Below are 23,952 nucleotides of genomic sequence, written 5' to 3'. Positions count from 1 at the left end.
TGGCTGGGATGAATGTCGGGGCCCCGGACGCATGCAAACAGAAGTTGCCGGAGAGGTAAGGGAGTTGCACCGGAACAGCCCTTGATTTCCCCATTCCGCTTGACCGGCGCGGCGGGTCGGCGTAAAGACGCCAGGTCCGACGGCACGCCCGCCCCACTCCCCGTAAATGAGTGGCCAGACCCCACCCGCCGGACGGACCCTGGTATCCGTGACAGCACAGAAACACCGGATCCGCGCCCTGCACTCCGCTTCCACCATCACCGTCTACCAGGCGTACGATCCGGCCATCGGCCTGCCCGCCGCCCGGGACGGCCGGTTTCCGGCCACCTGGAAGCGGGACCGCATGACGTGGACCACACCGCGTTCATAGCCTCTTTTCCATGACGGACGAAGAGATGAACCAGCGCTCCGAGCGATCCGACGCCCGGTTACGCCGAGCCCTCCATGTGTCCCGGAACTCCGGTAGCAGGCAGCGCGGTGAGAAGAAGCGCGCCGGTTGGAAAGGCGAGTCCGCAGCGATCTACTGCCGGATATCCCACGTGAACGACGAGGACCAGACGGGTGTGGAGCGCCAAGAGCGCATCTGCCGGGAAATCGCCGAACGCCTCGGCTTGGTGGTCGTCGAGAACCAGGTGTTCGTGGACAACAACCGTTCCGCGTGGCAGCGCAAGCGGAAGCGCCCGGGTTGGGACGCCCTTCTGGAGCAGGCCAAGCAGGGCCGGGTTAACCACGTGCTGACATACCACCCGGACCGCCTGATGCGGCAGCCCCGCGACCTGGAAGAGTTGTTGCAGATCGCCGACGACCACGACATCACGTTGCACGGCCAGGCGAACCAGCGTGATCTGTCGGACCCTGACGACCGGTTCTTCCTCCGCATCGAGGTAGCGCACGCCTGCCGGTCCAGCGACGACACGTCACGCCGACTGACCGAGTCCATAGTGGACCGGGTGAAGGACGGCCGACCACACACGGGCCGCCGCCGGTACGGGTACGACAAGACGGGCATGCACATCGTTCCCGAGGAAGCGGAGATCGTGAAAGAGGTCTTCACCCGATACCTGGACGGCGAGAGCCCGGTGCAGATCGCGAAGGACTTGCACCGGCGGGGCGTCCCGACTGCCCAGGGCAAGTCCTGGTCAGCACCCCGGGTACGTGATCTCTTGGACAACCGCCACGTCACCGGCATCCGCGTGTTCCAAGGGGAGGAGATCGGCGACGGGGAATGGCCCGCCATCATCGACCGAGGCATGTGGCTGGAAGCGAAGGAGCGTCGGACGTTCCGCGCCGCAGCCAGCAAGCCGGCTGAGAGTTCCAACCGGTTCTACCTGCTGCGCGGCATCGTCGTGTGCACCGGTTGCGGGAAGGTCATGGGCGGATCCGGTTCGGGTGCGAAGTACGTGTGCAACCACACGCACCGCCTGGACGTCCCGCGCTGCCACCGTGCGATATCGGCGCCCATCCTGGAGGACTTCGTCACCAAGGCGGCCCTGAACCTACTGGAGCGCCTGGACATCACCGACGCCCCCACACCCTCTTCCCTCTCGGCCGAGGACCAAGCCGCCCTCGACGCCGACCGGCAAGAGCTCGGCGACCTCAAGGCGATGTGGGAGGCCCAGGAAATCCGCACCCGGGAGTACCGCGACATGCGCAAGAGGGTCGAGGCGCGGATAGCCGAGATCGAACGCAAGATGATCGTCCGCCCGACGGCGGAGGTACTCCAAGGGCTTGCCGGCGCCGATGCCCGAGCGAGTTGGGAGGCGCTGGAGAAGGCGGGAAACCACCAACGAATGAACGCGGTCATGCGCTTCCTTTTCGCGGAAGTACGGATCAAGGAAGCGACCAAGAAGGGCCGCTACTTCGACTACGGCAGGATAGACATCGAGCAGAACCCCATCTGGACCTGATAGGTGCAGCAAGGAGGGCCCCTCGAAAGGGGTCCTCCTTGTATTGTCAGGCGATCTGGCTTGAGGGAGACGCGAGCAGTCGAGCCAATCGCCTGGCTGCCTGGGGACTGATCCTGGTAACGAACCGCTTGCAGACTCGCTCCAGATGACGGGCCATTTCCGCATCCCGATCAGCCTTCCTCACGGCCCGTCTCCCATCTTGGTGTTCGCCCGGGCCAACTGCCGGTTTACGGCGACGTCCACGGCGATTCCCGCAGCGAGAAGCACTCCTCCCTGCGTGTGGCCGGTGCCGACGAAGCGCCATGTGCTTTCGCTGTTTGCCTGGAGCAGGGGGCGTGCGTTATCCGGTGAGGGCCAGGTTGTGGAGCCGCGCGACACCGAGCATCGCTTGGTGAACGCCGTGGCCTTTGAGTCGGCAGTCCCGCAGGACCTTCCAGTTCTTCAACCGTGCCAGGGCGTGTTCCACCCGGGCTCGCACCCGGCGGTGGACGGCGTTCTCCGCTTCTTGCTGTGGGCTGAGGTGCGTCTGGCCCCGTCGTTTGCGGTGCGGGATGAGAAGTCCGGTGCCCTGGTAGCCGCCGTCGGCGATGGTCGGTGCGCCGCGACAGGCCCGGTCGACACCAGACTCCGTAAAGGCCCGGCAGTCGTTGCGGCTGCCGGGCAGCGGGAGGCCGATGGTCATGACCAGGCGACTGTTGGCGTCGATGACGACCTGCAGGTTGGTCGAGTACCGGTAGTTCTTGCTGGAGGCTGCGACGCTGCGGTCGCGGGTGGGCACCAGGGTGCCGTCGACGATGTAGACGGTGTCCTTGCGCGGTCGGCGGGCCGGCGAGATGGCCAGCAGGGGTGCGAGGTGATCGAGGATGCGGTCAGCCGCAGACTTTGAGACCCCGAACAGCGGCGCCATCTGCCGCAACGTGAGGTTCGTGCGCCAATACGTGGCCACCAGTAGCACCCGGTCCTCCAGCGGAAGTCGCCAGGGACGGCCACGCTGAACGTCGCCGCCACGGCGCCGTACCAACGCCATCAATCTGGCAAACTGCGACTCGTTCAGCCCGGAGAACGGCTCGATCCACTTCGGATCATCCGCTGAGATCACCCCATCCATGCCCCGCCAACGCACCAACCTCCACACGGGTTAGGGAGCAAGGGCGTAGAGGTGCACCGGAGGGCAACGCGGGAGCGAATCCAGCCGGAGGCCGTGAAACGCTTCGATCGTGGGGAGAATAACCGGGAGATCGCGGCGGTACAGTGGCCGTCGCGCGCGAACACAGCGAGCTGCCGAGGCCGGACTATTGTGTGGCCATGTCCAGCGTCCAGTAATGGTTCCCTGGCCCACCTTGATAGTGACCTACGCCAGCCTCCACTGTTAGAGACCTGAGAATAGCGTTGCGGTGCTTCCAAGCCCATGTCTGGTCGTCCTGCATCCAGAACCGCACCACTTCTTCGGGAGTGGCAAAGCCTACAGCTACGTTCTCTGCCCGCCAGCTCTTATAGCCATCCTGGTCCATCGGCTCTCCAGGATCCCAAGTAGGTTTCCCGTCGGGCCCGCGATGCATGTTAAGGTCGGCGTTAACCCAATCCACGGGCTGGTCTTTCAGGAATTCGCAGTGGGCACGTGCATCCAAGACCAATGCCCTGGAAGTCTGGAAACGATAACGGCAGGCATCCATTACGGCACCCGTAGCGTCCCCTTGTGGCGGATATTTTTCTGGATGTACGCGGGCATCGTTGACTAGACCCAGGAGCTGCTTTTCCTCCTCAGGGGCGCTCAATGAAAACCACATCTGATCGAACATGTCACTGAACCAAGGGGGCATGCGGATCACCCTATTTCGCGCGTAACCTGAATGCAACGAATAGACTTAAAGAAGCGCGTCCAAAAGGTCGGCACATGCCTGCAAGGCGTATATGCCATAAGGCGGTGCCCGACCACCTAGGTGTAACACCTCCACTCCAGTATCGGTGAATCCTGGGCTGTGCGCACACTGAAGGTTATGGCCAGACATTGATCTTGAATTCATAATTTCGGCCAGCCGTCCATGGGTCCGGGCCGTCCCCGCCGGAAGCCGGGCAGCGTCAGTGTTGACCGGGCCTACAGCAACGGCGTCATCCGCGCCTGCCTGCGACGTCGCGGCATCCGGCACACGATCCCGGAGAAGAGCGACAGCCGGGCCGCCCGCCTGCGCATGGGACCACGCGGCGGCCAGCCCCCGGTCTTCAGCCCGACGCGCTACCGGCAACGCAACACCGTCGAGCGGGCGGTGAACAAGCTGAAGCAGTTCAGAGCCGTCGCCACCTGCTACGACAAACGCGGATACGTCTACCTCGGCGCCGTCACCGCCGCAGCACTCCTCATCTGGCTCCGATCATGATCGGAGAGACACGACTTAGGGGACAGCGGGTCGCATGTCGTGCGACTGCTCTTGCGCCCGCCAGCGCTCACGCGCCTGCACCAACAACCGGTGACTCTGATCGACCGGAAGAGCCGCCGCCGCGACCGCTTCGAAGAGCCGATCGCGCGAAGCAAAGACCGGAACACCAGGGGTGTACACCACGCCCAGCGACTCCCGAACGTACAACCAATTGCCTTGAAGAGTGAGACGACTGAGAAACGCGTCGCCAACGGGCGCGCCGGCCGCAGTGGGCACCACCCGGATCGCAATCCGCCCTTTCCAGGAGAGGCGAAGGAGGTGATCAAGCTGTTGAGCCATGACACGTGCGCCGCCGACCGGACGTTCCAACAGGGAGCTGTCCAGGAAGAGCGTGTACACCTGCCTGTCAGCGAGTTGCCGTGGGATCCGATGGGGAGCGGAATAGGGGGACACCCCGGAAGGCACCAGCGCCCGCTTGTAGGCCAAAATCCGCAGCGGGGCGGGGACGACCGTAGCCGTGTATGTGGCGATGGCCGTGGCCTGTTGCTCACATAGGGCCAAGCGGTCGTGCCAGCCGGGGCCGATGTCGCCCGCTTGCGTCGACAAGTTCGTCACCGACAGGAGATGATCAACAGCCCGAGCAAGATCCTTCGGAACACCGTAATGACGGTGGAACAAAGCGCGAGCGTGGCGAGGGGTGAAAACAACCCCTTGCTCAAGCCGGCTCACCGTGCTGAAGCTGCATCCGAGAGCCAACGCAGCGTCCGTCTGGCTCCACCCCCTAAGGATGCGTAAATACCGCAAATAGGCTCCCAGAACCAGGGCCACAGCACGGTCCGCCGTAGGCATCGGATCATCGCTCGTCATCAGTTCCCTCCTGGTGCACTTCCGCCAAACGGGACGCGAACCAAGAGGGACGGATGATCAAGCCGACAAGCGGACTGAATGCCTGAACGAAGGGCTCCCTAACCCCCGTCACGGATCAAGCGAGCGACCGCCCGGACTGTCGCCGGACTCCACATCAGCCGCACGACCCCCGAACCATCACCCCGCGTCCGCGCCGCCGATGCACCCTCCACCTCGACGCCGACCGCCGCCAGCGCCGCCTCAAGCTCCGCCGCAGCCTCCCGGGCCTCCCGCCAACCGGCCACGTAATCCACCCCGCGCACCCACACCACCGCATCAGGGTCGATCTCGGCGCCGATGCCCTCGAACGCTCCGTCGTCTGCGCTGTGCATGAACGTGCCTCCCCTCCCCGGCCGTTGGCCTGATACGGCGGGGCACCGCGTGCGAGCGCACGGCGAAGCCCCCGGTAGCATCTACTCCGGGGTCTTCGCGATCCCTCCCGGACCACCCCGGTAGCTTCCCGGCGCAGGGGTGGTCCGGTCTTCTGTCTAGTGCTGTGATCCGTTCCGGGCGCGTCCGGGCACGGGCGGGCGGTTGCCCCACCGTTCCTCGAAGTCGCGGCCGGCTTGTGCAATCCAGTCGTCCAGGGCCAGGGCCTTGAAGTGATCGCGCTGCGCGTCCAGGACACGGAAGGTTCGCCGGTCGGACACGTGCCGCCACCACCACTCGCACAGGCGGAACGTCACGTCCGCCACCATCTCGCGGAGAGAGACCAGCATTCTGATCACCGGTCCATGCAAGTGGCGACGAGGAAGGACAGGGCGCCAGTGCAGAACCGCTGATGGCCGGTACGCCGTGCGTGCCGGAGACACCAGACTTCCGCCGCCAGTTTCCGAGCGGATGGCTTGGCGATATCTCCGCAGGTCATGCACTTCGCCGTGTGCTGAGCCCCATCGGCGTCAGGGTCGACCGTCAGCCACCAGTCCACGTGCCCGTACACCGCCCGGACCGTCACCGCCGCCCCCTGGAACGGGCCTGCCTCCCGGCGCGGGTTACGGTCAGCTCGGCGGAGGCGTCGACCACCAGGGGCCGCCCGTCCTTGAACGTCACGATGGCCTGGTGCCGCCCTCCCGAACGGTGGTCCAGGCGAACAGCCTTCACCTCGTAGTGGCGACCCTTGAGCGTCACTACGTCCCCGCGACGCAGGTCTAACGCCGTCAACTGTCTGCCCATGTGCAACACCCCTATCACGTAGCATTTTTGAGAACACTGGTAATTCGGCACGGCCTCCCGGGTGGAGGGGAGGTCCAGCGCCAAGAGGCCGTGCCTATGCCGGGCGAAGTGGTCAGACTCCGCCCGGCTACCGGGCCGCCACGTGCCTGGATCGCTGAGGCACGCGCATGCGGGGCCCGGAGTTTCTAGGGCTCGCCCTCCGAGGAGACGAGATCGAAGCGGCAGTAGACGACCTTGCCGCCCGCCTTCTCCGGCGTCCACCACAAGGCGTCCACCAGGCGGTGCACGAGCTGCAAGCCCCGCCCGTTGTTCGGGAGCAGCGCCTCCGGCAGGTTCAGGGCCCATTCCGGTCCGAAGGTCTCACCGGCCGGGTAAGTCGGCGGTGACGAGTCCTCGTCTCCGACGCCGATGAACAGCCACTTGGGCCACCGGCGAAGACTCACCTCGATACGCCGCTGCCCGCCCGGACGAGCCAGCTCCCGGTCCGGGACAGCGTGGTTGATCACGTTGCCGACGAGTTCCGAAACCACCACCTTCGCCTCGAAGACGAGGTGCCGCAGCCCCCAGTCGGTCAACGTGCTACCCGTCATGTTCCGCGCGGTGCTCACGGCGTCCGGCGACTCGGCGAACAGGACGAACGACCTGAAGCGCTCTGCCGCCGGCTGTTGCTCCGGCAGTCGTGACGTGGCCATGGCGCAGACGCCGGACGGACGGATGTTCCTGCGGTCATTCACTTTCCCCTCCAGCCTGCCGACTGTGACTTGCGGCCGGCATCGCGTGCCGCACAGTCAACGACCAGCGGAGGAGCATCGGGAGCGTTCACCAGGGGGTTCACGCGGACACCCGCTACGGCCAAGGGGGTTCATCAATGAACCCCCATCGACCTCACTCGCTGTGTCAGGATGGACGCCAGCCGTCATGAGGGATGGCAGGGGGCGGAATGAGTCGAGTGCCGAACGATCGGTTGATCTCCCTCCTGGACGAGGCCGGTGTCTCGAACAAGGGGCTCGCCAAGCGCATGCGGGACATCGCCGCCCGGCGCGGCGAGGACCTGGGCACGACGCATGTGTCCGTCCAGCGGTGGCGCGACGGCGCCGGCATCAAGCCCGGAACGGCGGCGATCATGGCCGAGGCACTGAGCGCCAAGCTCTGCCGCCCCGTCCGGACCGGCGATCTGGGGTTCTTCCGGGAAGCGGAGCAGCCGGCCCCCGCTGCGATCGACTATCCCGCTTCCTCCGCCGAGGCCCTGGCCAAGCTGGACAGCCTTGGCGCGGAGGGCGGCGACCCCGCCGAGGAGAGCCGCCTCCTGGTGGCCGACGGCGACCTGAACGCCGCCGTGCTGTCCTGGATCACCGCGCGACCGGACGGTATCCAGGCCGACCACCCGGGTTCTCAGCGGGTGGGGATGCGCGATGTACGGGCGATCCGTACCGCAGGCAAGATGTTCATGGAGCTGGATTTCCAGTTCGGCGGCGGCCACGGCCACAAGGCGCTCCGGCAGTACTTCCGCCACGAGGTCTTACCTCTGCTTGGCGCGAGCTACAGCGAGAAGGTGGGGACCGCCCTGCACGGCGCGGCCCTGGAGATCGCCCAGTTGCTCGGGTGGACCGCGTACGACTCGGGTAACCACCGGCTCGCCTATCAGTACCTGACGGCAACCTTGCGCCTCACGCAGATCACCGGCGATCGGATGTTCGGCGGTCGGATCCTTGCCAATCTCAGCCACCAGGCGAACTATCTCGGCGAGTACACCCGATCCGCCCGGTTGGCCCGCGCCGCCCTCGAAGGCGCACGCGGCCGGGCGACCCCGCGCGCCATGTCCATGTTCGCCTCCATGGAAGCCCGCGCCCTCTCGAACGCCGGAGACGCGGCAGGAGCCGCCCGGGCGATGAACGAGGCCGAACGCCACCTTGAGCGGGCGGATACGACGACCGATCCGGAGTGGCTGTCCTACTTCACCCCGGCCGAACTCATGGGGGAGTTCTGCCACTGCTTCCGCGACCTCAAGCACCGCAAGGAGGCCGTACGCCACGCTCAGCGCGCCGTGGACGTGACCGACCCGAAGTACGCCCGAACCTTGGGATTCTGTCGGATGGTTCTCGCCCAGAGCCAACTCCTCAACGGTGAGCTGGAAGGAGCCATCGCCACCGCCACGCTCGCCGTGGACGCGGGCGACACCCTCCAGTCCGCCCGCTTCCAGCGGTACGTGAACGACTTTCGCGCCGAGACCGGCGCTTTCTCCGGCAGCCGGGCCGTCGCGGAGTTCGACCAGCACGTCACCCAGGCGCTCGCCCGGCTCGAAGAGGAGTGATCACTACAACGGCCGCCATTCGCGAGGAGCGTTCGTGTCCCGCAAGGAGGCGATCCGGCGAACGTACTCGTCCGCTGGACGCCCGCCGGCGGACGCGTTCTGCATGAGCCAGGTCGTCATGGTGAACTCCTGGACGCGGCGCAGGGTCGGGTAACCGGACCACTCGCGCAGGTCCCGGCCGTAGGCGGCGACGAAGGCAGCGAACTGTTCCCGCGTCTGCCACCCCAGGCTCTGGTGCTCCACGGTGGTCACCTTCAGGTCCCACTCCGGATGGTCGAAGCTGAACCCCTCAAAGTCGATGAAGACCACGCGCCCACGGTCGTCCACCATGAGGTTCTGCACATGCGCGTCCCCGTGCACCGGCCCCTTCTCCGAGTCGAAGTGGAGCTCCGCCACAGCGCGGCGCAGCTCACCGTGGAGAGTCCGCAGGAAACGTCGGTCCGCTTCCGGGATCCCGGGCGCCCGCTCGATGCGCAGGGCCGAACGCCCGAAGGCGTCGTAGGGCGGAAGGTCGAGCCCGGTCGGCGGCGTCAGCCGGTGCAGCTCCCGCAGCAGCCCGCCCAGCTCTCCGTACGTGGGTTTCCGGTCGCCCTCACGGATCAGATGCCAGAAGGTGACCGGGTGCCCGTCCACAACGGCGGGTTGTTCCAGGTCCTCCACGATCCGGCCGGCGGGGAACCCCTCCCGATGCAGCCAGCGGGCGACGGCCACCTCCTTGCGCACCGACGGAAGGTAGTCCGACGAACGGGCCACCCGAAGGATCACCGGCACGGACGCCAGCCGGAACAGCGCGTTCTCCCCCAGCCGAATCAGCTCCGCACCCTCACCGTCCAGCCCCGCCGATCTGCACGCGGCGGCCATGACCCGCCCGGCCTCCTCCGCCGTGAACCCTTCCCCCGGTATCCGAGCAGCATGAGACCCCATGCCGAACCAGCTCCCCTAGTCGCGCGCGATCCGCCGACGCGCACGCACAACGGTGACCAGCCCCGCGCGCGCCGGGCACACCAGGACCGTACCCACCGCGAAGGGCAGCAGGCCAAGGGGAGGTGGCCACGTCCCCCCGGGCGGGCAAGAACTCCGTCGCGACGACGCCCTCCTGTGCGTACGCTCGTTCCCGTGAACCTTGAGAAAAAGACGGTGAACGCTGCTTGACGTGGATCAAGCCGTCCTTCCTCTGGATGATGTACCGCTGCGGCTGGGGCACCAAGGAGGGGCAGCGGACGGTGCTGGCCGTGGAGATCGACCGGGAGGGGTTCGAGTGGGCGCTGCGGAACGCGTGCCTGTCGCACTACGACCCGGGTGTGCACGAGGACCGGGACGCCTGGCGCCGGGAGTTGCGCCGGGCGCCGGCGCGGGTGCAGTGGGATCCGGAACGGGATCCGCGGCTGCGGCCGCTGCCTTACCGGTCGCTGCAGCTCGGGCTGTCCGGCGAGGCGGCCCGCCGGTACGCGGACGAGTGGACGGTGGGCATCACGGACGTCACGGCGCTGGCCCACGCCGTGCACGCGCGCGTGCGCGAGGGTGATCTGCGGGGCGCCGAGCGGCTGCTGCCGGAGGAGCGCCCGTACCCCGTGGCGGACGGGTTCCTCGCGCGTCTGTGCCCGTAACCCCTCCCCCGCACCCCGGAACGCGACGGAGTTCCGGCGCCGGCGGTAAACCCCCACGTCCCGCGGGGAGTCAGTGCGGGTGGGGGCATACGGCGGGTGAGGGCGGGTGAGTGCGATCCCGCCCGGCCACGACCGGGGCCGTACTGGTGCAGGCTGGTGGTACTGGTGGGTGGCGTGGGGTTCGCGGTCACCTCGGGAGACTTCAGGAGAAGGGGAGAGTGCGATGAGTGACGAGTGCGACCACGAGTGGGTCCTGTGGAGCGGTGCCAGCCGCTGCCGCAAATGCGGTACGACGCAGTGGTCCGGATGGCCCGGCACATGACCGGTCGCCAGGGGTGTGGGGGCGGCGTGCCCTGAGGTGCGGGGGCGCGCGCCCTCCCGGTGCGCGCCCGGCACGTCGGCCCGTCAGCGCGCCCCGTACGTCAACGCGTCAGCACGCCTGGCGCGTCAACGCGTCAGCGCGCCCGGCATTTCGACGCGTCAGCGCGCCCGCCGCGCCGACCCCGCCCGCGCCTCAGCGCACCTGCACCCCGGAGACCGCCCGGGCGATCACCAGGCGCTGGATCTCGCTGGTGCCCTCGAAGATCGTGTAGATGGCGGCGTCCCGGTGCATCCGCTCCACGGGGTACTCGCGGGTGTAGCCGTTGCCGCCGAGGATCTGCATCGCCTGGGCGGTGACCGCCTTGGCGGTCTCGCCGGCGAAGAGCTTGCTCATGGAGCCCTCGGCCGAGGTGAACGGCTTGCCGGTGGCGGCCATCGCCGAGGCGCGCCAGACGAGGAGGCGGGCGGCGTCGATGCGGGTGCGCATGTCGGCGAGCTGGAAGGCGATGCCCTGGTTGTCGATGATGGGGCGGCCGAACTGGACGCGGGTGGTGGCGTAGTCGAGGGCGATCTCGTAGGCGGCGCGGGCGATGCCGACGGCCTGGGCGGCGACGGCGGGGCGGGACGCCTCGAAGGTGGCCATCGCCGCGTTGCCGCCGCGTCCGCCGCCCTCCTTCTTGCCCTCCCGGGCGCGCGCCAGGCGCTCGTCGAGCTTCTCCTTGCCGCCGAGCAGGCAGTGACCGGGCACCCGGACGCCGTCGAGGACGACCTCGGCGGTGTGCGACGCGCGGATGCCGTGCTTCTTGAACTTCTGCCCCTGGGACAGCCCTTCGGTGCCCGGCGGGATGATGAAGGAGGCGTGTCCGCGGGCGCCCAGGCCGGGTTCGACGACGGCGACGACGACGTGGACGTTGGCGATGCCGCCGTTGGTCGCCCAGGTCTTGGTGCCGTTGAGCACCCATTCGTCCTTGGCCTCGTCGTAGACGGCGCGGGTGCGCATCGCGGAGACGTCGGAGCCGGCGTCGGGTTCGGAGGAGCAGAAGGCGGCGACCTTCACGTCGTCCGGGTCGCCGTACATCTGCGGGACCCAGGTGCCGATCTGCTCGTCGGTGCCGTTGGTGAGGACGCCGACGGCCGCCAGGCCGGTGCCGGTGATGGCCAGGCCCAGGCCGGCGTCGCCCCAGAACAGCTCCTCGATGGCCACGGGGATGCCCAGGCCGGTGGGGTCGAAGAACTGCTTCGCGTAGAAGTCGAGCGAATACAGGCCGATTTTCGCCGCTTCCTGGACGACGGGCCAGGGGAACTCCTCGCGCTCGTCCCACTCCGCGGCGGCGGGCCGCATCACGTCGACGGCGAAGCCGTGGACCCAGTCGCGTACGGCCTTCTGTTCGTCGTCGAGTTCCAGTCCGAAACCCGCCATGGCCCCTCCCGAGCGTTGCTTACCTGCGGTAACAGGAGTCTGTTACCGGTCAGTAGGGCCTGTCAACTCCCCTCTCCCCCCGGATCCGCTGGGTGCCGCGGGTGTTACGTTGCGCAGGCATGCGAGAAGACACGGGGGCGGGAGGCACAGCCATGACGACCAGTCAGCGGGAAGACCAGCAGCGCGCGACGGAACGGCGGCGCAGGGAACTGCTGGAGGCCGCGGACCGGGTGGTGCTCAGGGACGGGCCGGGGGCGTCGATGAACGCCATCGCGGCCGAGGCGGGGATCACCAAACCGATCCTCTACCGGCACTTCGGCGACAAGGGCGGCCTCTACCGGGCGCTCGCGGCCCGGCACACCGAGGCGCTGCTGGAGGGGCTGCGGGCCGCGCTCGACGCGCCGGCCGAGCGGCGGCGGCGCGTGGAGGCGACCCTCGACACCTACCTCGCCGCCATAGAGGCGCGGCCGCAGGTCTACCGGTTCCTGATGCACCCGGCCGAGGACACCGGCCCGTCGGACCGCGGCTTCGACGTGGGCCGGCATTCCGCGCCGCTTCTGCGGCGGATGGGCGAGGAGCTGGCGGTGGTGATAGCCGAGCGCGTGGAACTGGGTCCGGAAGGGACCGGACTCGCCCGCGCCTGGGGACACGGCATCGTCGGCATGATGCACGCGGCCGGCGACTGGTGGCTCCGCGAGCGCCCCTTCCCCCGCGAGCACCTGGTCAGCCACCTCGCCGACCTCCTGTGGGGCCGGCTGGCCACGGCGGGCGACCGGGCGGACGGCCCGGGATTCTGACCGCCACAAGCCGGTCCGGCCGCCGTCGCGGCGGACGGGGCGGAAAACCGGATGCCCGCCTCCCTTCCCCGACGTAATGTGCACTGCCGCTAGGCAGGCATTACTCGGGAGGGGCACCATGGTTCCGGAACTCGTCAGGGCCTGGGCGGCCGGCTGGGCCGTCTCGCGGGGGACTCCCCCGCCCACCGCGCACCCCTGGGGATGCGTCATCGAGGTCGGGCTGCCGGAGCAGTCGGAGCGCCGCGTCGTGTACGCCACGGAGGCGGACGCGGTACGGGCGGCGTGTGCCGGCCCGGTGCCGTACGCGTGGCTCAAGACCGCCGCGGACCCCGACGAGACAGCCCGCCTGCTGCCCCGTGGCTGGGTGGTGGACGAGGAGGACACCGGCCACTTCATGGCCGTGGACCTCGCGCCCGCCGGCCCTCCCGAGGCGCCTCCCGGCTACGCGGTCACCGTCACCGCGGCCGACGGCGTCCTCCGCGTCCGGGTGACCGACGCGGCGGGCGGCCCCGCCGCCCAGGGGCAGCTGGCGGTCGTCGGGGACGTGGCGGTCGTCGACCGCGTCGTGACCGAGGAGGCGCACCGCCGGCGCGGCCTCGGCCGCGTCGTGATGCGCACGCTCACCGAACGCGCCCTGGCCGCGGGCGCGTTCACGGCCGTCCTGGGCGCGACGGACGACGGGCGCGCGCTGTACGAGACGTTGGGCTGGAAGCGGCACACGGCCCTGACGGCGTGCGCCTACCGACCGTGAGGCGGCGCGCGGAACGCCTGCCGGGCTTGGGAGGGCGGACCTGACCCTGCCGGCCATGGGACGGCGGACCTGACGCCCGCCGGCTATGAGGCGGCGCTCGCCGGTCGTCAGACGGCAGCCGCACAGCCCGCGCGGCGGCAAGGCGGCGCGCGCCACCGTCCGGCGCCGTCCATCCGCCGAGCGCGCGCCCGCGCGGGCCATGCCCGGCGCGAGCCCCCGGCACACCGCGCGCCCCGCGCGCTACGGCACCGGCCGTACCCCCGCGCCCGCCCAGGGCGCCCGGCGTGCGGCGCGGACAGCGCGCCGGTGGGCCGAGCCGGTGAGGTGGTCGAGGTAGAGGCCGCCGTCGAGGTGGGCGCACTCGTGCTGGAGGCAGCGGGCGAAGAAGCCGGTGCCCGTCACCCGCACCGGGGTGCCGTCCAGCGTGAAGCCCTCGACCACCGCTTCGTCGGAGCGCGGCGTCGGCGCCTCGAGGCCGGGCAGCGACAGACAGCCCTCGGGGCCGCTCACCTCCACCCCGCCGGTCGACACCAGGCGGGGGTTGACGAGGTGGCCGAGGTGGCGGACGTCCTCGTCGTCGGGGCAGTCATAGACGAAGACGCGCAGCGGGACGCCGATCTGGTTGGCGGCGAGACCGACGCCGTCGAAGGCGTACATCGTGGCGAACATCGACTCCACGAGCCCGGCCAGGTCGGTGCGCTCCCCGTCGGCCTCGACGGGCGCCGTGAAGTCCCCGACCTCGGCGCAGGGGGCGGCCAGCACCGGATCGCCGAGCAGCCGCACGGGCCGCACGCGTCCGGAACTTCCTGGAATGGCACGTCTTCGCATGGGCCCAGCCTACGGGCCCGCGGAAGACGGTTTCGGGCCCACGGGCGGATCTCGATAGGCTGATCCCCGACCGAAGCCTCCTGGCTGACGATTCGGCGCGGAGGGGGCGTTCCACCGGCGGACCAGGGAACAGGCGACGGCGCCGAACAAGGAGGATCTAGGACGATGGCAGGCAACTCGGGGCCGCTGTCCGCACGCGCCAAGCTGGCCGTGACAGCGGGCAAGGCCGCGGCGGCGGTGTCGCGGGCCGCGGGGCGCGGCAGCGGATCGGTGATCGGCGGCAAGGTCGCGCTCAAGCTCGACCCTGACCTGCTCGCCCGGCTGGCGACCCACCTCGATGTGGTCCTCGTCTCGGCCACGAACGGCAAGACGACCACGACGCGGCTGATCGCCGAGGCGCTGCGGGCCAGTGGCCCGGTGGTGTCGAACGCGCTGGGCGCCAACATGCCCGCGGGCATCACCTCCGCCCTGGCCGGCGGCTCGGACGCGCGCTTCGGCGTGATCGAGGTGGACGAGAAGTACCTGGCGATGGTCGCCCGGGACGTCTCGCCGAAGGCCATAGCGCTGCTCAACCTCTCCCGCGACCAGCTCGACCGCGCCGCGGAGACCCGCATGCTGGCCGAGAAGTGGCGGGAGGGCCTGGCCGGCTCCAAGGCGGTGATCATCGCCAACGCCGACGACCCGCTGATCGTGTGGGCCGCCTCGTCCTCGCCGAACGTGGTGTGGGTGGCGGCCGGCCAGGAGTGGAAGGACGACGCCTGGTCCTGCCCGTCCTGCGGCGGTGTGATGCAGCGCCCGGGCGACGACTGGTTCTGCGGCGAGTGCGGCTTCCGCCGGCCGACGCCGAGCTGGGCGCTCAACGGCGACTACGTGCTGGACCCGCACGGGTCGGCGTGGCCGATCCACCTCCAGCTGCCGGGCCGGGCCAACAAGGCGAACGCCACCACCTCCGCCGCCGTGGCCGCCACCTTCGGGGTGCCGCCGCAGGTGGCGCTGGAGCGGATGTACCAGGTGCAGGCGGTGGCCGGCCGGTACGACGTGGTGACGTTCATGAACCGCGAGCTGCGGCTGCTGCTGGCGAAGAACCCGGCCGGCTGGCTGGAGACGTTCTCGCTGATCGACGGCCCGCCGGCGCCGGTGCTGCTGTCGGTGAACGCGCGCGGCGCGGACGGCACGGACACCTCGTGGCTGTGGGACGTGGACTACACGCGGCTCGCGGGCCACCCGATCTTCGTGATCGGCGACCGCAAGCTCGACCTGGCGGTGCGTCTGGAGGTCGCCGGCCTGGACTTCCGGGTCTGCGAGAGCGTGGACGAGGCCGTGCAGTCGGCCCCGCCCGGCCGGATCGAGGTCATCGCCAACTACACCGCGTTCCAGGACCTCCGCCGCCGCGTCGGCAACTGACCCGCAAAGGACCATGAGCATGAGCCAGAACAGTCTGCGTGTGGTGTGGGTCTACCCCGACCTGCTCAGCACCTACGGGGACCAGGGCAACGTCCTGGTCCTGGAGCGGCGCGCCCACCAGCGCCGGCTGGACGTCCAGCGCCTGGACGTCCGTTCCGACCAGCAGATCCCCACCTCGGGCGACATCTACCTGATCGGCGGCGGCGAGGACCGGCCGCAGCGGCTGGCGGCCGAGCGGCTGCGCCGCGACGGCGGCCTCAACCGGGCGGTCGCCAACGGCGCGATCGTCTTCTCGGTCTGCGCCGGGTACCAGATCCTGGGCCACGAGTTCATCAACGACCTGGGCCAGCGCGAGCAGGGCCTGGGCCTGCTGGACGTCTACAGCACGCGCGGCGAGGGCGAGCGGTGCGTCGGCGACGTGCTCGGCGACATCGACCCGCAGCTCGGTCTGCCGCCGCTGACCGGTTTCGAGAACCACCAGGGCGTCACCCACCTCGGCCCGTCGGCGCGCCCGTTCGCCCGGGTCCGCTTCGGCAACGGCAACGGCACGGGCGACGGCACCGAGGGCGCGTTCAACGAGACGGTCTTCGGTACGTACATGCACGGCCCGGTCATGGCGCGGAACCCGCACATCGCGGACCTGCTGCTGAAGCTGGCGCTGGACGTCAACGCGCTGCCGCCGGTGGACGACCGCTGGTACGACGCGCTGCGCAACGAGCGGATCGCGGCGGCGACGCAGCCCGCGTAACCGGTTCCCACACCGGACGCCGGTGTTCCCCGTCACCCGCCCTGGGTAGGGTGACGGGGATTCCACCGGACGACGGGGTCCGGTCGTCGGCCCTGTCACAAAGGTTTCCACCATGCGCATCGGTGTGCTCACCTCCGGCGGCGACTGCCCCGGTCTCAACGCCGTCATACGTTCCGTCGTGCACCGCGCGGTCGCCGACCACGGCGACGAGGTGATCGGCTTCCACGACGGCTGGCGCGGTCTGCTGGAAGGCGACCACCGGCCGCTCGACCTGGACGCGGTGGCGGGCATCCTGGCCGCCGGCGGCACCATCCTCGGCTCCTCCCGGGTCCGCCCCGAGCAGTTGCGGGACGGCGTGGAGCGGGCGAAGGAGCACGTCGCGGCGCTGGGTCTGGACGCCGTGATCCCGATCGGCGGCGAGGGCACGCTCAAGGCGGCCCGGCTGCTGTCGGACGGCGGGATCCCGATCGTCGGGGTGCCCAAGACGATCGACAACGACATCGCGGTCACCGATGTGACCTTCGGTTTCGACACGGCCGTGGGCGTCGCCACGGAGGCCCTGGACCGGCTGAAGACGACCGCCGAGTCGCACCAGCGGGTACTGATCGTCGAGGTGATGGGCCGGCACACCGGTTGGATCGCCCTGCACTCGGGCATGGCCGCCGGCGCCCACGCGATCGTGGTCCCGGAGCGGCCCTTCGACATCGACGAGCTCACCGCCGTGGTCGGCAAGCGCTTCGAGGCCGGCAAGCGGTTCGCGATCGTGGTGGTCGCGGAGGGCGCCAAGCCGCGCGAGGGCTCGATGGCGTTCGAGACCGGCGGGACGGACGTCTACGGGCACGAGCGGTTCGCCGGGGTGGCCCGGCAGCTCGCCGTCGAGCTGGAGCGGCGGCTCGGCAAGGAGGCGCGGCCGGTGATCCTCGGCCACGTCCAGCGCGGCGGCACCCCGACCGCGTACGACCGCGTCCTCGCCACCCGCTTCGGCTGGCACGCGGTGGAGGCCGCGCACCGCGGCGACTTCGGGATGATGACCGCGCTGCGGGGCACGGAGGTCACGCTGGTGCCGCTGGCGGAGGCGGTGGAGTCGCTGAAGACCGTGCCGGAGGACCGCTACGGCGAGGCCGACTCCGTCCTCTGACCGCCGTGCTCCGGCCGGCGCCCCCGGGCGCAGGTCACACGGGGCCCGCCTCTACTCTGGATCCGGCGCATCGGTCCTAATCGGGAGAGAGCGGATGGATCACAGCGGGCACGGCATGGACATGATGGACATGCCACCGTTCACCCTCGGACGGGGTCTGGAGTGGAGCGGTGATCCGTTCTTCACCACCGCCTGCGCCGTCGGGCTGGCCCTCTACGGCTACGCCGTCGTGCGGCTGTGGCGCCGGGGCGACAAGTGGCCGGTGAACCGGACCGTGTGGTTCACCCTCGGCGTCCTCTCCGTGGCGCTGGTGATGTGCACCAAGCTGAACGACTACGGCATGGTCATGTTCAGCGTGCACATGGTCCAGCACATGGTGATCAGCATGCTCTCCCCCATCCTGATCCTGCTGGGTGCGCCGGTGTCCCTCACCCTGCGCGCGCTGCCGCCGGCGGGCCGGGGGCGCAAGGGCCCGCGGGAGTGGCTCGTGATGCTGCTGCACAGCCGCTATATGCGGATCATCACGCACCCGGCGTTCACGATCCCCATGTTCATCGCGAGCCTCTACGGCCTCTACTTCACCCCGCTCTTCGACTTCCTCATGGAGAGCCGGACCGGCCACATCGCCATGATGATCCACTTCCTGGCGGTCGGCCTGGTGTTCTTCTGGCCGATCATGGGCGTGGACCCGGGCCCGCACCGGCCGGGCTATGTGATGCGGATGCTGGAGCTGTTCGCGGGCATGCCGTTCCACGCGTTCTTCGGCATCGCGCTGATGATGTCGTCCGAGCCCATGATCGGGACGTACAGGCACCCGATGGCCTCGCTGGGCATCGACGCCCTGGACGACCAGCACGCGGGCGGCGGCATCGCCTGGGCCTTCAGCGAGATCCCGTCGGTGGTCGTGCTGCTGGCGCTGGCCTTCCAGTGGTACCGCTCCGAGCAGCGGCAGGCCCGGCGCAGCGACCGGCAGGCGGACCGGGACGGCGACCAGGAGCTGGCGGCCTACAACGCGTACCTCGCTTCGCTCCAGGCGCGCGGCAGATGAACCGGCTCGGACGCCGCTGAGCGACGAGCACCTTCAGCGCTGTGGCATTGACGGCCGCGGCCGGAGACGATGGTCTCCGGCCGCGGCTCGCGCATATGTGCGCCTCATATGTGCGCGGGGCCGCCGTGAGGAGGTGCGGGGTGCCCGGATCGACGAAGACGATGGCATGGCTCACCGTGGGCGGTCTGGTGGCCGTGACCGCTTACACGGTGACGTTGGGGGGCAACGGCTGGCTCTGGTTCGCCTGGGTCGTGCTGGGGCTGACCACGATAGGGGCGCTGGTGGCGCGGGGGACGTGAGGGGCCGCCGGTCGGCGGCGGTGGATGGCCGGCGGGTGGTCGGCGCCGCCGGTCGCCGACGGGGAGTGGGGTCGATGCCGGACGGCGGACCCGGGTCCGGCGGATCGAGGTCCTGCCGACTCCGGGTCCGGCGGACCGGCGGACAACCGGCAGCCCGTCGGCGGTAGGTGACCCGAGGGCTCCCGGCCGTCCGGCGGCCGCGAGCCGCCTCGCGGCCTCGGTCCACCCGGTGGCCTCGGTCCACCCGGTGGCCTCGGTCCACCCGGTGGCCTCGGTCCACCCGGTGGCCTCGGTCCACCTGACAACCTCGGGCCGCCTGGCCGCCGGGGGCGGCACGGCGGCCACCCTGTGGCGTAGGACGCCCCGGCCTCCGCCCCGCGCCCCCGCGCCTCCGCCGCTTCAGAAGCGGAACACCGGCCCGGTCGCCGCGTCGAGGGCGCACGGGCCGGAGTAGGTGCCCTTCCAGTGCAGGTCGGCCGTTCCCCAGCGGCCGTCGGCCGTCGCGGTGACGGGATCCCGCTCGGTGCCGCACGGCCGGTCCTCGCGCCTGAGGGCGTCCGGCCGGCCGTGCGCCTCGGCGAGGCGCGCGCACGCCTCGGCCGCGTGCGGGTGCCGGCCGCCGGCGTCCGGGCAGGTCAGCCGGACGCCGCGGATCCAGGTGTGGTCGGCGCCGGAGAGGGTGAGGAGCAACTCGCCCTGCTCCGGCCCGGGTTCCCCGGCGGACGCCGGGGCGGCCGGCAGGACGAGCGCGACGGCCGCCGCGGCGGCGGCGAGGGTGCTGGTGGCGGACATCGCTGTGCCTTCCGAGGAGTGGGGCCCGGATGCTCGCACACCCACCGCCCGGACCGCCACTTTCACCCCCCTTTCGGGGCAAAGCGGAACCGGCTGTCGGTCACTCCGGCAGATCGGCGCTGAGCGTGGTGTCCGGCACGCAGAGGATCCCGTCGAACGCCTCCAGGGCGGGGACCTCCAGGAAAGCGGTGTCCAGCCGGGTGCGGACCGGCTCGGGCAGCCCGCGCCGGCGGGCGTACGCGCGCAGCGCCCGCGCGTCCACCAGCGCGGGCCGGTCGCGTACGTCCGCGAACAGCGCCTCGACGCTGTCCGGTACGGTGTCCGGCACGGCGGCCCGGCCCCAGCGCATCCCGGCCGGGTGGTCGGGGTCGGGCACGTTCTCGACCGTCTCGCCGCCGTTGCCGGTCAGGGCGACGGGTACGTAGTCCGCGCCGAGCGCCCGGGCGAGCAGATTCCCCATGGGAGGCACCCCGAGCGGGCCGGCGGAGCGCTGGATGTGGGCGTTGTGCCCGACGAGGACGACGCGGGTGCCGGGGCCGGACCGGTCCAGGAACTCCAGCAGGGTGTCGGCCAGATACCGTTCCCGGGCGGCGAACCCGGCCGCGTCGGGCGCGCCCGCGAGCGCCTCGGCCATCGCCCGCTGGGCCCGGTCGGTGGTGACGGCCGCGCGGACGTCGGACAGCGCGGTGTCGTACGCCGCGCGGCCGGAGCGGTCGGTGTAGACCTCCCGCAGGTCGGTGAAGCGGCCGAGCAGCCGGGAGAGGGCGGTGGTGAGGCGGTCCTGTTCCGCCGCGGCCAGGCCGAGGCGGGCGTAGGCGGGCACCATCACCGTCCCTCCCGCGACGGGCCCGGCGATCTCCCGGGCGGCGTCCAGGTAGCGCAGGGCACCGGGGTCGACGTCGGTGAGGTACGCGGCGACGGGGTCGAGGACGGGCGCGAGCGAGCCGCCCGCCATGGGGATGTCGCAGCCGAGGAAGCGCATCGGGCGCGCGGCGCCGGCGTTGTGGCGGCGCTGCCACCGCAGGGTTTCCCGGACCTCGGCCGGCAGCCCCAGGCGGTGGACGCCGGACGCCGTGCCGCCGGGGGCCAGGAGGCCGTCGAGGTCACCGGATCCGCCCTGGACCCAGGCGTCCACGGCGCGGCCCTCGGCGGCGCCGTACTCCATCGCGTGGGCGGTGAAGCCGGGTTCCCCGGCGAGGAACCGCAGGACGCGGTGGCGCTGGAGGCCGAACTCCCTTATCTGGTGCGAGCTTTCGCCCAGGGCGACGACGCGGGCGTCGCCGACGAGGTCGCGCAGCGGCTCCAGGTCGTCGAGCGGGCTATCCGGGTCCGCGCCCGGGCCGAGCGGCGCCAGCCGGGCGGCGTTCCCGGCCACCCAGCGCACCAGCCCCGCGGGAGCGGCCGTCAGGGTCGGCTCGGCGTCGGGAAGGAGGTCGCGCAGATCGCCGGAAGTGTGGTCGTGATGGTGATCGGTCATGAGAAGTGCTCCACGGTGTGTCGCGTCGTCATCGTCGGAGCCGGGCAGCGCGAAGCACCGCACCGGCGGGGAACCGGAGTGCGGCGAGGCTGACGGACGCTGGTCGCAGCCTGCCGCTAGGCGGCGCTGCGGGGCCTGACGAACCAGCCCTGGACGGCGGGGAAGCACATGCCGGCGACGGTACCAAGGGGCAGGGTGGGCGTGCATCGGGATTTCCGCCCGGCGGCGGTAGGTTGTGCGGATGCCACAGACACCGACCGTCCTGCTCCTGTCCGGAAGCCTGCGGGGCGACTCCTCGAACGAGGCCGTGCTGCGCACCGCCCACGCCATCGCGCCCGAGGGCATACGCACCGTCCGGTACAGCGGGCTGGCGACGCTGCCGCACTTCAACCCCGACGACGACACCGACCCGCTGCCCGCTCCGGTGGTGGAGCTGCGTGCGGCGATCGACGCCGCTTCGGCGGTGCTGGTCTGCACGCCGGAGTACGCGGGGACGCTGCCGGGTTCGTTCAAGAACCTCCTCGACTGGACGGTGGGCGGGACCGAGATCTGCGACAAGCCCACGGCCTGGGTGAACGCGGCGGCGCCCGGGCGGGGGCAGGGCGCGGAGGCCACCTTGCGGACGGTGCTGGTGTACACCGGGGCGCACATCGTCGAGGCGGCCTGCGTCCGCGTGCCGGTGGGGCGGGACATGCTCGGGGCGGACGGCCTCATCGGCGATCCGGGGGTGCACGACCGGCTGCGGGAGGTGCTGGGAACCCTGACCGCCGCGGTCGGCGTCTGACGTCCGCGTGTGGCCCCGGCGGCGGGCGGAAATCCCGTGGTCGCCGGCGTATGCGTGCGCCTAGGGTCACCGGCGTGACAAGGAGTGACAGATGAGCGCACGGCTGCGCGGGATCGCGCGGGAGACGGAACGGATCGTCGCCGAGGGCCGGTACACGGCGCCCGGCGGGCGGGTGGTGGACATCGCCGACGCGGTCGCGGCGGCCCGCGCGGGAACGCGGCTGTACGGGCCGGGCCCGGTGGCCGTCCCCGAACAAGGCACCACCGGAGCGGCAACGGTGTTCGAGGTGACCGGGGAGGACAGCCTGGCGGCGGCCCGCCGGCTGACGGCCGACGGGGCCGCCGGCGAGGTCGCGGTGCTGAACTTCGCCTCCGCCCGCAACCCGGGCGGCGGTTACCTCAACGGCGCGCAGGCGCAGGAGGAAGCGGTGTGCCGCGGCTCGGCGCTGTACACCTGCCTGCGCGAGGTGCCCGGGTTCTACGCGGAACACCGGGCCGACCCCAGCCCGTTCTACAGCGACCGGGTCATCCACTCCCCCGGCGTGCCGGTCTTCCGCGACGACCGGTCCGCACTGCTCGAATCCCCGTTCCGCGCGGGCTTCCTGACCTCGGCGGCCCCCAACGCGGGCGTGATCGCGCAGCGGACGCCGGAGCGGGCCGGCCGGATCCCCGCCGCGCTGGTCTCGCGATCCGGGCGGGTGCTGGAGGTGGCGGCGGCGCACGGGTACGGGCAACTGGTGCTCGGCGCCTGGGGATGCGGCGTCTTCCGCAACGAACCGGCGCACGTGGCCGCCGCGTTCGCCGCCCACCTCACCGGTACGGGCCGGTTCACCGGGCACTTCGGGCGCGTGGTCTTCGCGGTGCTGGACCGGAGGGCGGACTCGCCGACACGGGCCGCGTTCTCCGCCGTGTTCGGAGGGCGCGGCTAGTGTGCCGATCATGGAGACAGGGATATCCCGCAGAGGACTGCTGACCGCGACGGCCGCCGTACCGCTGGCGGCCGCCCTGGCCGCCCCGGCCGCGCACGCCGCCGGAAACGGAGTGGCGGAACGGCTGCGCGCCTTGGAGGAGGCGTACCGCGGCCGGATCGGCCTGGCGGCGTTCGACACCGGCTCCGGGCGGTCGGTGACGTACCGGGCGCACGAACGCTTCGCGATCTGCTCGACGTTCAAGTTCCTGGCCGCCGCCGCGATCCTGGACAAGGCGCGCCGGGGCGACCCCGGGCTGCTGGACCGTCCCGTGTACTACACCGAGGTCATCGACGGCTCCGACACCACCGAGAAGAACCTGCCCAGGGGCTTCATGACCGTACGCGAGCTGTGCGACGCGACCATCACCTGGAGCGACAACACGGCGGGCAACCTGCTGCTGGAGCAGTTGGGCGGCCCGCGGGCGATCGGCGCGTTCGCCCGGACGCTCGGCGACCGCCGCACCCGGCTGGACCGCACCGAGCCCACGCTCAACACCAACCTCCCCGGCGACCCCCGCGACACCACGACTCCGGCGGCCATGGCCCGTGACGTGTACGCCCTCACCGTGGGCACGGCCCTCGCGGCGCCCGACCGGGAGCAGCTGAACCGCTGGCTGGAGGGCTGCCGGACCGGGGACGAACGCATCCGCAAGGCCATGCCGGCCGGCTGGCGGGTCGGGGACAAGACCGGCACGGGCCGGCGCGGCGCCGCCAACGACATCGCGGTCGTCCGGCCGCCCGGCCGCGCCCCACTGGTCGTCGCGGTCTACACGACGCGCGTCGGCAGCACGGAGACCGGTGACAGCGCGGTCATCGCGCGGACCGCGGCGGTGGCCCGCTGTGCCCTGGTCCCGTCGTCCTGCGCGGGCGCGGGCTGCGCCTGCCGGACCGCGTAGC

Annotated in this window: 24 protein-coding genes and 3 pseudogenes; 15 read left to right on the top strand and 12 right to left on the bottom strand. The window is 70.8% G+C overall.

The window, feature by feature from the left end; translation table 11 throughout:
* Positions 1–166: 166 nt before the first annotated feature.
* A pseudogene (locus ACH4PU_RS27430) lies at positions 167–361 on the top strand (DUF4291 family protein); the annotation flags it as partial.
* Between the two features lie 19 nt (positions 362–380).
* Positions 381–1,907 (top strand): recombinase family protein, encoded by a 1,527-nt coding sequence (locus ACH4PU_RS27425; RefSeq protein ID WP_398277417.1) that lies wholly within the window; start codon positions 381–383, stop codon positions 1,905–1,907.
* 340 nt (positions 1,908–2,247) lie between these two features.
* On the opposite strand, the gene ACH4PU_RS27420 is transcribed toward ACH4PU_RS27425, so the two are convergent.
* Together ACH4PU_RS27420 and ACH4PU_RS27415 are read right to left on the bottom strand one after the other, a co-directional pair.
* A complete protein-coding gene (locus tag ACH4PU_RS27420; RefSeq protein ID WP_398277414.1) occupies positions 2,248–3,015 on the bottom strand; it encodes a transposase in 768 nt (255 codons plus the stop codon).
* A gap of 184 nt (positions 3,016–3,199) precedes the next feature.
* Complete coding sequence (locus ACH4PU_RS27415; protein WP_398277411.1) at positions 3,200–3,706, bottom strand: CAP domain-containing protein; 507 nt, start codon at positions 3,704–3,706, stop codon at positions 3,200–3,202.
* A gap of 252 nt (positions 3,707–3,958) precedes the next feature.
* Between ACH4PU_RS27415 and ACH4PU_RS27410 the strand changes: the two are divergent.
* Positions 3,959–4,282: pseudogene (locus ACH4PU_RS27410) on the top strand (IS5/IS1182 family transposase); the annotation flags it as partial.
* A gap of 15 nt (positions 4,283–4,297) precedes the next feature.
* Here ACH4PU_RS27410 and ACH4PU_RS27405 read toward each other — a convergent pair.
* From ACH4PU_RS27405 to ACH4PU_RS27385, 5 genes are all read right to left on the bottom strand, one after another.
* On the bottom strand, positions 4,298–5,149 hold the full coding sequence (locus ACH4PU_RS27405) for a Scr1 family TA system antitoxin-like transcriptional regulator (RefSeq protein ID WP_398277408.1): 852 nt from the start codon (positions 5,147–5,149) through the stop codon (positions 4,298–4,300).
* Positions 5,150–5,247: 98 nt separating this feature from the next.
* Positions 5,248–5,520 carry a hypothetical protein gene (locus ACH4PU_RS27400; RefSeq protein ID WP_398277405.1) on the bottom strand — a complete coding sequence of 91 codons (273 nt, stop codon included), beginning with the start codon at positions 5,518–5,520 and terminating at the stop codon, positions 5,248–5,250.
* Between the two features lie 156 nt (positions 5,521–5,676).
* Positions 5,677–5,916, bottom strand: a complete 240-nt coding sequence (locus ACH4PU_RS27395; RefSeq protein WP_398277402.1) for a hypothetical protein — start codon at positions 5,914–5,916, stop codon at positions 5,677–5,679.
* A gap of 223 nt (positions 5,917–6,139) precedes the next feature.
* Positions 6,140–6,316 carry a hypothetical protein gene (locus tag ACH4PU_RS27390; RefSeq protein WP_398277399.1) on the bottom strand — a complete coding sequence of 59 codons (177 nt, stop codon included), beginning with the start codon at positions 6,314–6,316 and terminating at the stop codon, positions 6,140–6,142.
* A gap of 230 nt (positions 6,317–6,546) precedes the next feature.
* Positions 6,547–7,095, bottom strand: a complete 549-nt coding sequence (locus ACH4PU_RS27385) for an ATP-binding protein (protein ID WP_398277396.1) — start codon at positions 7,093–7,095, stop codon at positions 6,547–6,549.
* Positions 7,096–7,301: 206 nt separating this feature from the next.
* On the opposite strand from ACH4PU_RS27385, the gene ACH4PU_RS27380 reads away from it, so the two are divergent.
* A complete protein-coding gene (locus tag ACH4PU_RS27380; protein WP_398277393.1) occupies positions 7,302–8,672 on the top strand; it encodes a sporulation protein in 1,371 nt (456 codons plus the stop codon).
* Between the two features lie 3 nt (positions 8,673–8,675).
* Here ACH4PU_RS27380 and ACH4PU_RS27375 read toward each other — a convergent pair whose 3' ends face one another.
* Positions 8,676–9,533, bottom strand: a complete 858-nt coding sequence (locus tag ACH4PU_RS27375) for a phosphotransferase enzyme family protein (RefSeq protein ID WP_398277390.1) — start codon at positions 9,531–9,533, stop codon at positions 8,676–8,678.
* Positions 9,534–9,820: 287 nt separating this feature from the next.
* Here ACH4PU_RS27375 and ACH4PU_RS27370 point away from each other — a divergent pair.
* A pseudogene (locus tag ACH4PU_RS27370) lies at positions 9,821–10,279 on the top strand (DUF4291 domain-containing protein); the annotation flags it as partial.
* 514 nt (positions 10,280–10,793) lie between these two features.
* On the opposite strand, the gene ACH4PU_RS27365 reads toward ACH4PU_RS27370, so the two are convergent.
* Entirely contained in the window at positions 10,794–12,020 is a 1,227-nt protein-coding gene (locus tag ACH4PU_RS27365) for an acyl-CoA dehydrogenase family protein (protein WP_398277387.1), read from the bottom strand.
* Positions 12,021–12,172: 152 nt separating this feature from the next.
* Between ACH4PU_RS27365 and ACH4PU_RS27360 the strand changes: the two genes are divergently transcribed.
* Together ACH4PU_RS27360 and ACH4PU_RS27355 are read left to right on the top strand one after the other, a co-directional pair.
* Entirely contained in the window at positions 12,173–12,817 is a 645-nt protein-coding gene (locus tag ACH4PU_RS27360; protein WP_398277384.1) for a TetR family transcriptional regulator, read from the top strand.
* A 118-nt stretch (positions 12,818–12,935) separates the two neighbouring features.
* Entirely contained in the window at positions 12,936–13,568 is a 633-nt protein-coding gene (locus ACH4PU_RS27355; RefSeq protein ID WP_398277381.1) for a GNAT family N-acetyltransferase, read from the top strand.
* A gap of 240 nt (positions 13,569–13,808) precedes the next feature.
* On the opposite strand, the gene def is transcribed toward ACH4PU_RS27355, so the two are convergent.
* Positions 13,809–14,396 carry a peptide deformylase gene (def, locus tag ACH4PU_RS27350; protein ID WP_398277378.1) on the bottom strand — a complete coding sequence of 196 codons (588 nt, stop codon included), beginning with the start codon at positions 14,394–14,396 and terminating at the stop codon, positions 13,809–13,811.
* Positions 14,397–14,561: 165 nt separating this feature from the next.
* Here def and ACH4PU_RS27345 point away from each other — a divergent pair, with 165 nt between their 5' ends.
* The 5 genes from ACH4PU_RS27345 to ACH4PU_RS27325 all read left to right on the top strand — a co-directional run bounded on the left by ACH4PU_RS27345 (position 14,562) and on the right by ACH4PU_RS27325 (position 19,033).
* Complete coding sequence (locus tag ACH4PU_RS27345) at positions 14,562–15,800, top strand: MurT ligase domain-containing protein (protein WP_398277375.1); 1,239 nt, start codon at positions 14,562–14,564, stop codon at positions 15,798–15,800.
* Positions 15,801–15,819: 19 nt separating this feature from the next.
* Entirely contained in the window at positions 15,820–16,548 is a 729-nt protein-coding gene (locus ACH4PU_RS27340; RefSeq protein WP_004948762.1) for a type 1 glutamine amidotransferase, read from the top strand.
* A 112-nt stretch (positions 16,549–16,660) separates the two neighbouring features.
* Entirely contained in the window at positions 16,661–17,686 is a 1,026-nt protein-coding gene (locus tag ACH4PU_RS27335; RefSeq protein WP_398277372.1) for a 6-phosphofructokinase, read from the top strand.
* Between the two features lie 94 nt (positions 17,687–17,780).
* Positions 17,781–18,734 carry a cytochrome c oxidase assembly protein gene (locus ACH4PU_RS27330; protein WP_398277369.1) on the top strand — a complete coding sequence of 318 codons (954 nt, stop codon included), beginning with the start codon at positions 17,781–17,783 and terminating at the stop codon, positions 18,732–18,734.
* A gap of 140 nt (positions 18,735–18,874) precedes the next feature.
* Positions 18,875–19,033, top strand: coding sequence for a hypothetical protein (locus ACH4PU_RS27325; protein WP_004948753.1), 159 nt, complete (start codon positions 18,875–18,877; stop codon positions 19,031–19,033).
* A 399-nt stretch (positions 19,034–19,432) separates the two neighbouring features.
* Here the strand turns inward: ACH4PU_RS27325 and ACH4PU_RS27320 are convergent, their stop codons facing one another.
* Positions 19,433–19,825, bottom strand: a complete 393-nt coding sequence (locus ACH4PU_RS27320) for an SSI family serine proteinase inhibitor (protein WP_398277366.1) — start codon at positions 19,823–19,825, stop codon at positions 19,433–19,435.
* 100 nt (positions 19,826–19,925) lie between these two features.
* Positions 19,926–21,302, bottom strand: coding sequence for an erythromycin esterase family protein (locus ACH4PU_RS27315; RefSeq protein ID WP_398277363.1), 1,377 nt, complete (start codon positions 21,300–21,302; stop codon positions 19,926–19,928).
* Positions 21,303–21,543: 241 nt separating this feature from the next.
* On the opposite strand from ACH4PU_RS27315, the gene ACH4PU_RS27310 reads away from it, so the two are divergent.
* From ACH4PU_RS27310 to bla, 3 genes are all read left to right on the top strand, one after another.
* Complete coding sequence (locus ACH4PU_RS27310; protein ID WP_398277360.1) at positions 21,544–22,086, top strand: NADPH-dependent FMN reductase; 543 nt, start codon at positions 21,544–21,546, stop codon at positions 22,084–22,086.
* A gap of 91 nt (positions 22,087–22,177) precedes the next feature.
* The gene (locus ACH4PU_RS27305) at positions 22,178–23,014 is read left to right on the top strand and encodes a TIGR02452 family protein (RefSeq protein ID WP_398277357.1); all 837 of its coding nucleotides are present in this window, start codon (positions 22,178–22,180) and stop codon (positions 23,012–23,014) included.
* 10 nt (positions 23,015–23,024) lie between these two features.
* The gene (gene bla / locus ACH4PU_RS27300) at positions 23,025–23,951 is read left to right on the top strand and encodes a class A beta-lactamase (RefSeq protein ID WP_398277354.1); all 927 of its coding nucleotides are present in this window, start codon (positions 23,025–23,027) and stop codon (positions 23,949–23,951) included.
* Position 23,952: the final 1 nt, after the last annotated feature.

The sequence above is a fragment of the Streptomyces sp. NPDC021100 genome (assembly GCF_044333095.1).
In the GTDB taxonomy this organism is placed as follows: Bacteria; Actinomycetota; Actinomycetes; order Streptomycetales; family Streptomycetaceae; genus Streptomyces.
Note: the sequence above shows the minus strand (reverse complement) of the source record. Positions and strands in the feature narration are given on the sequence as shown.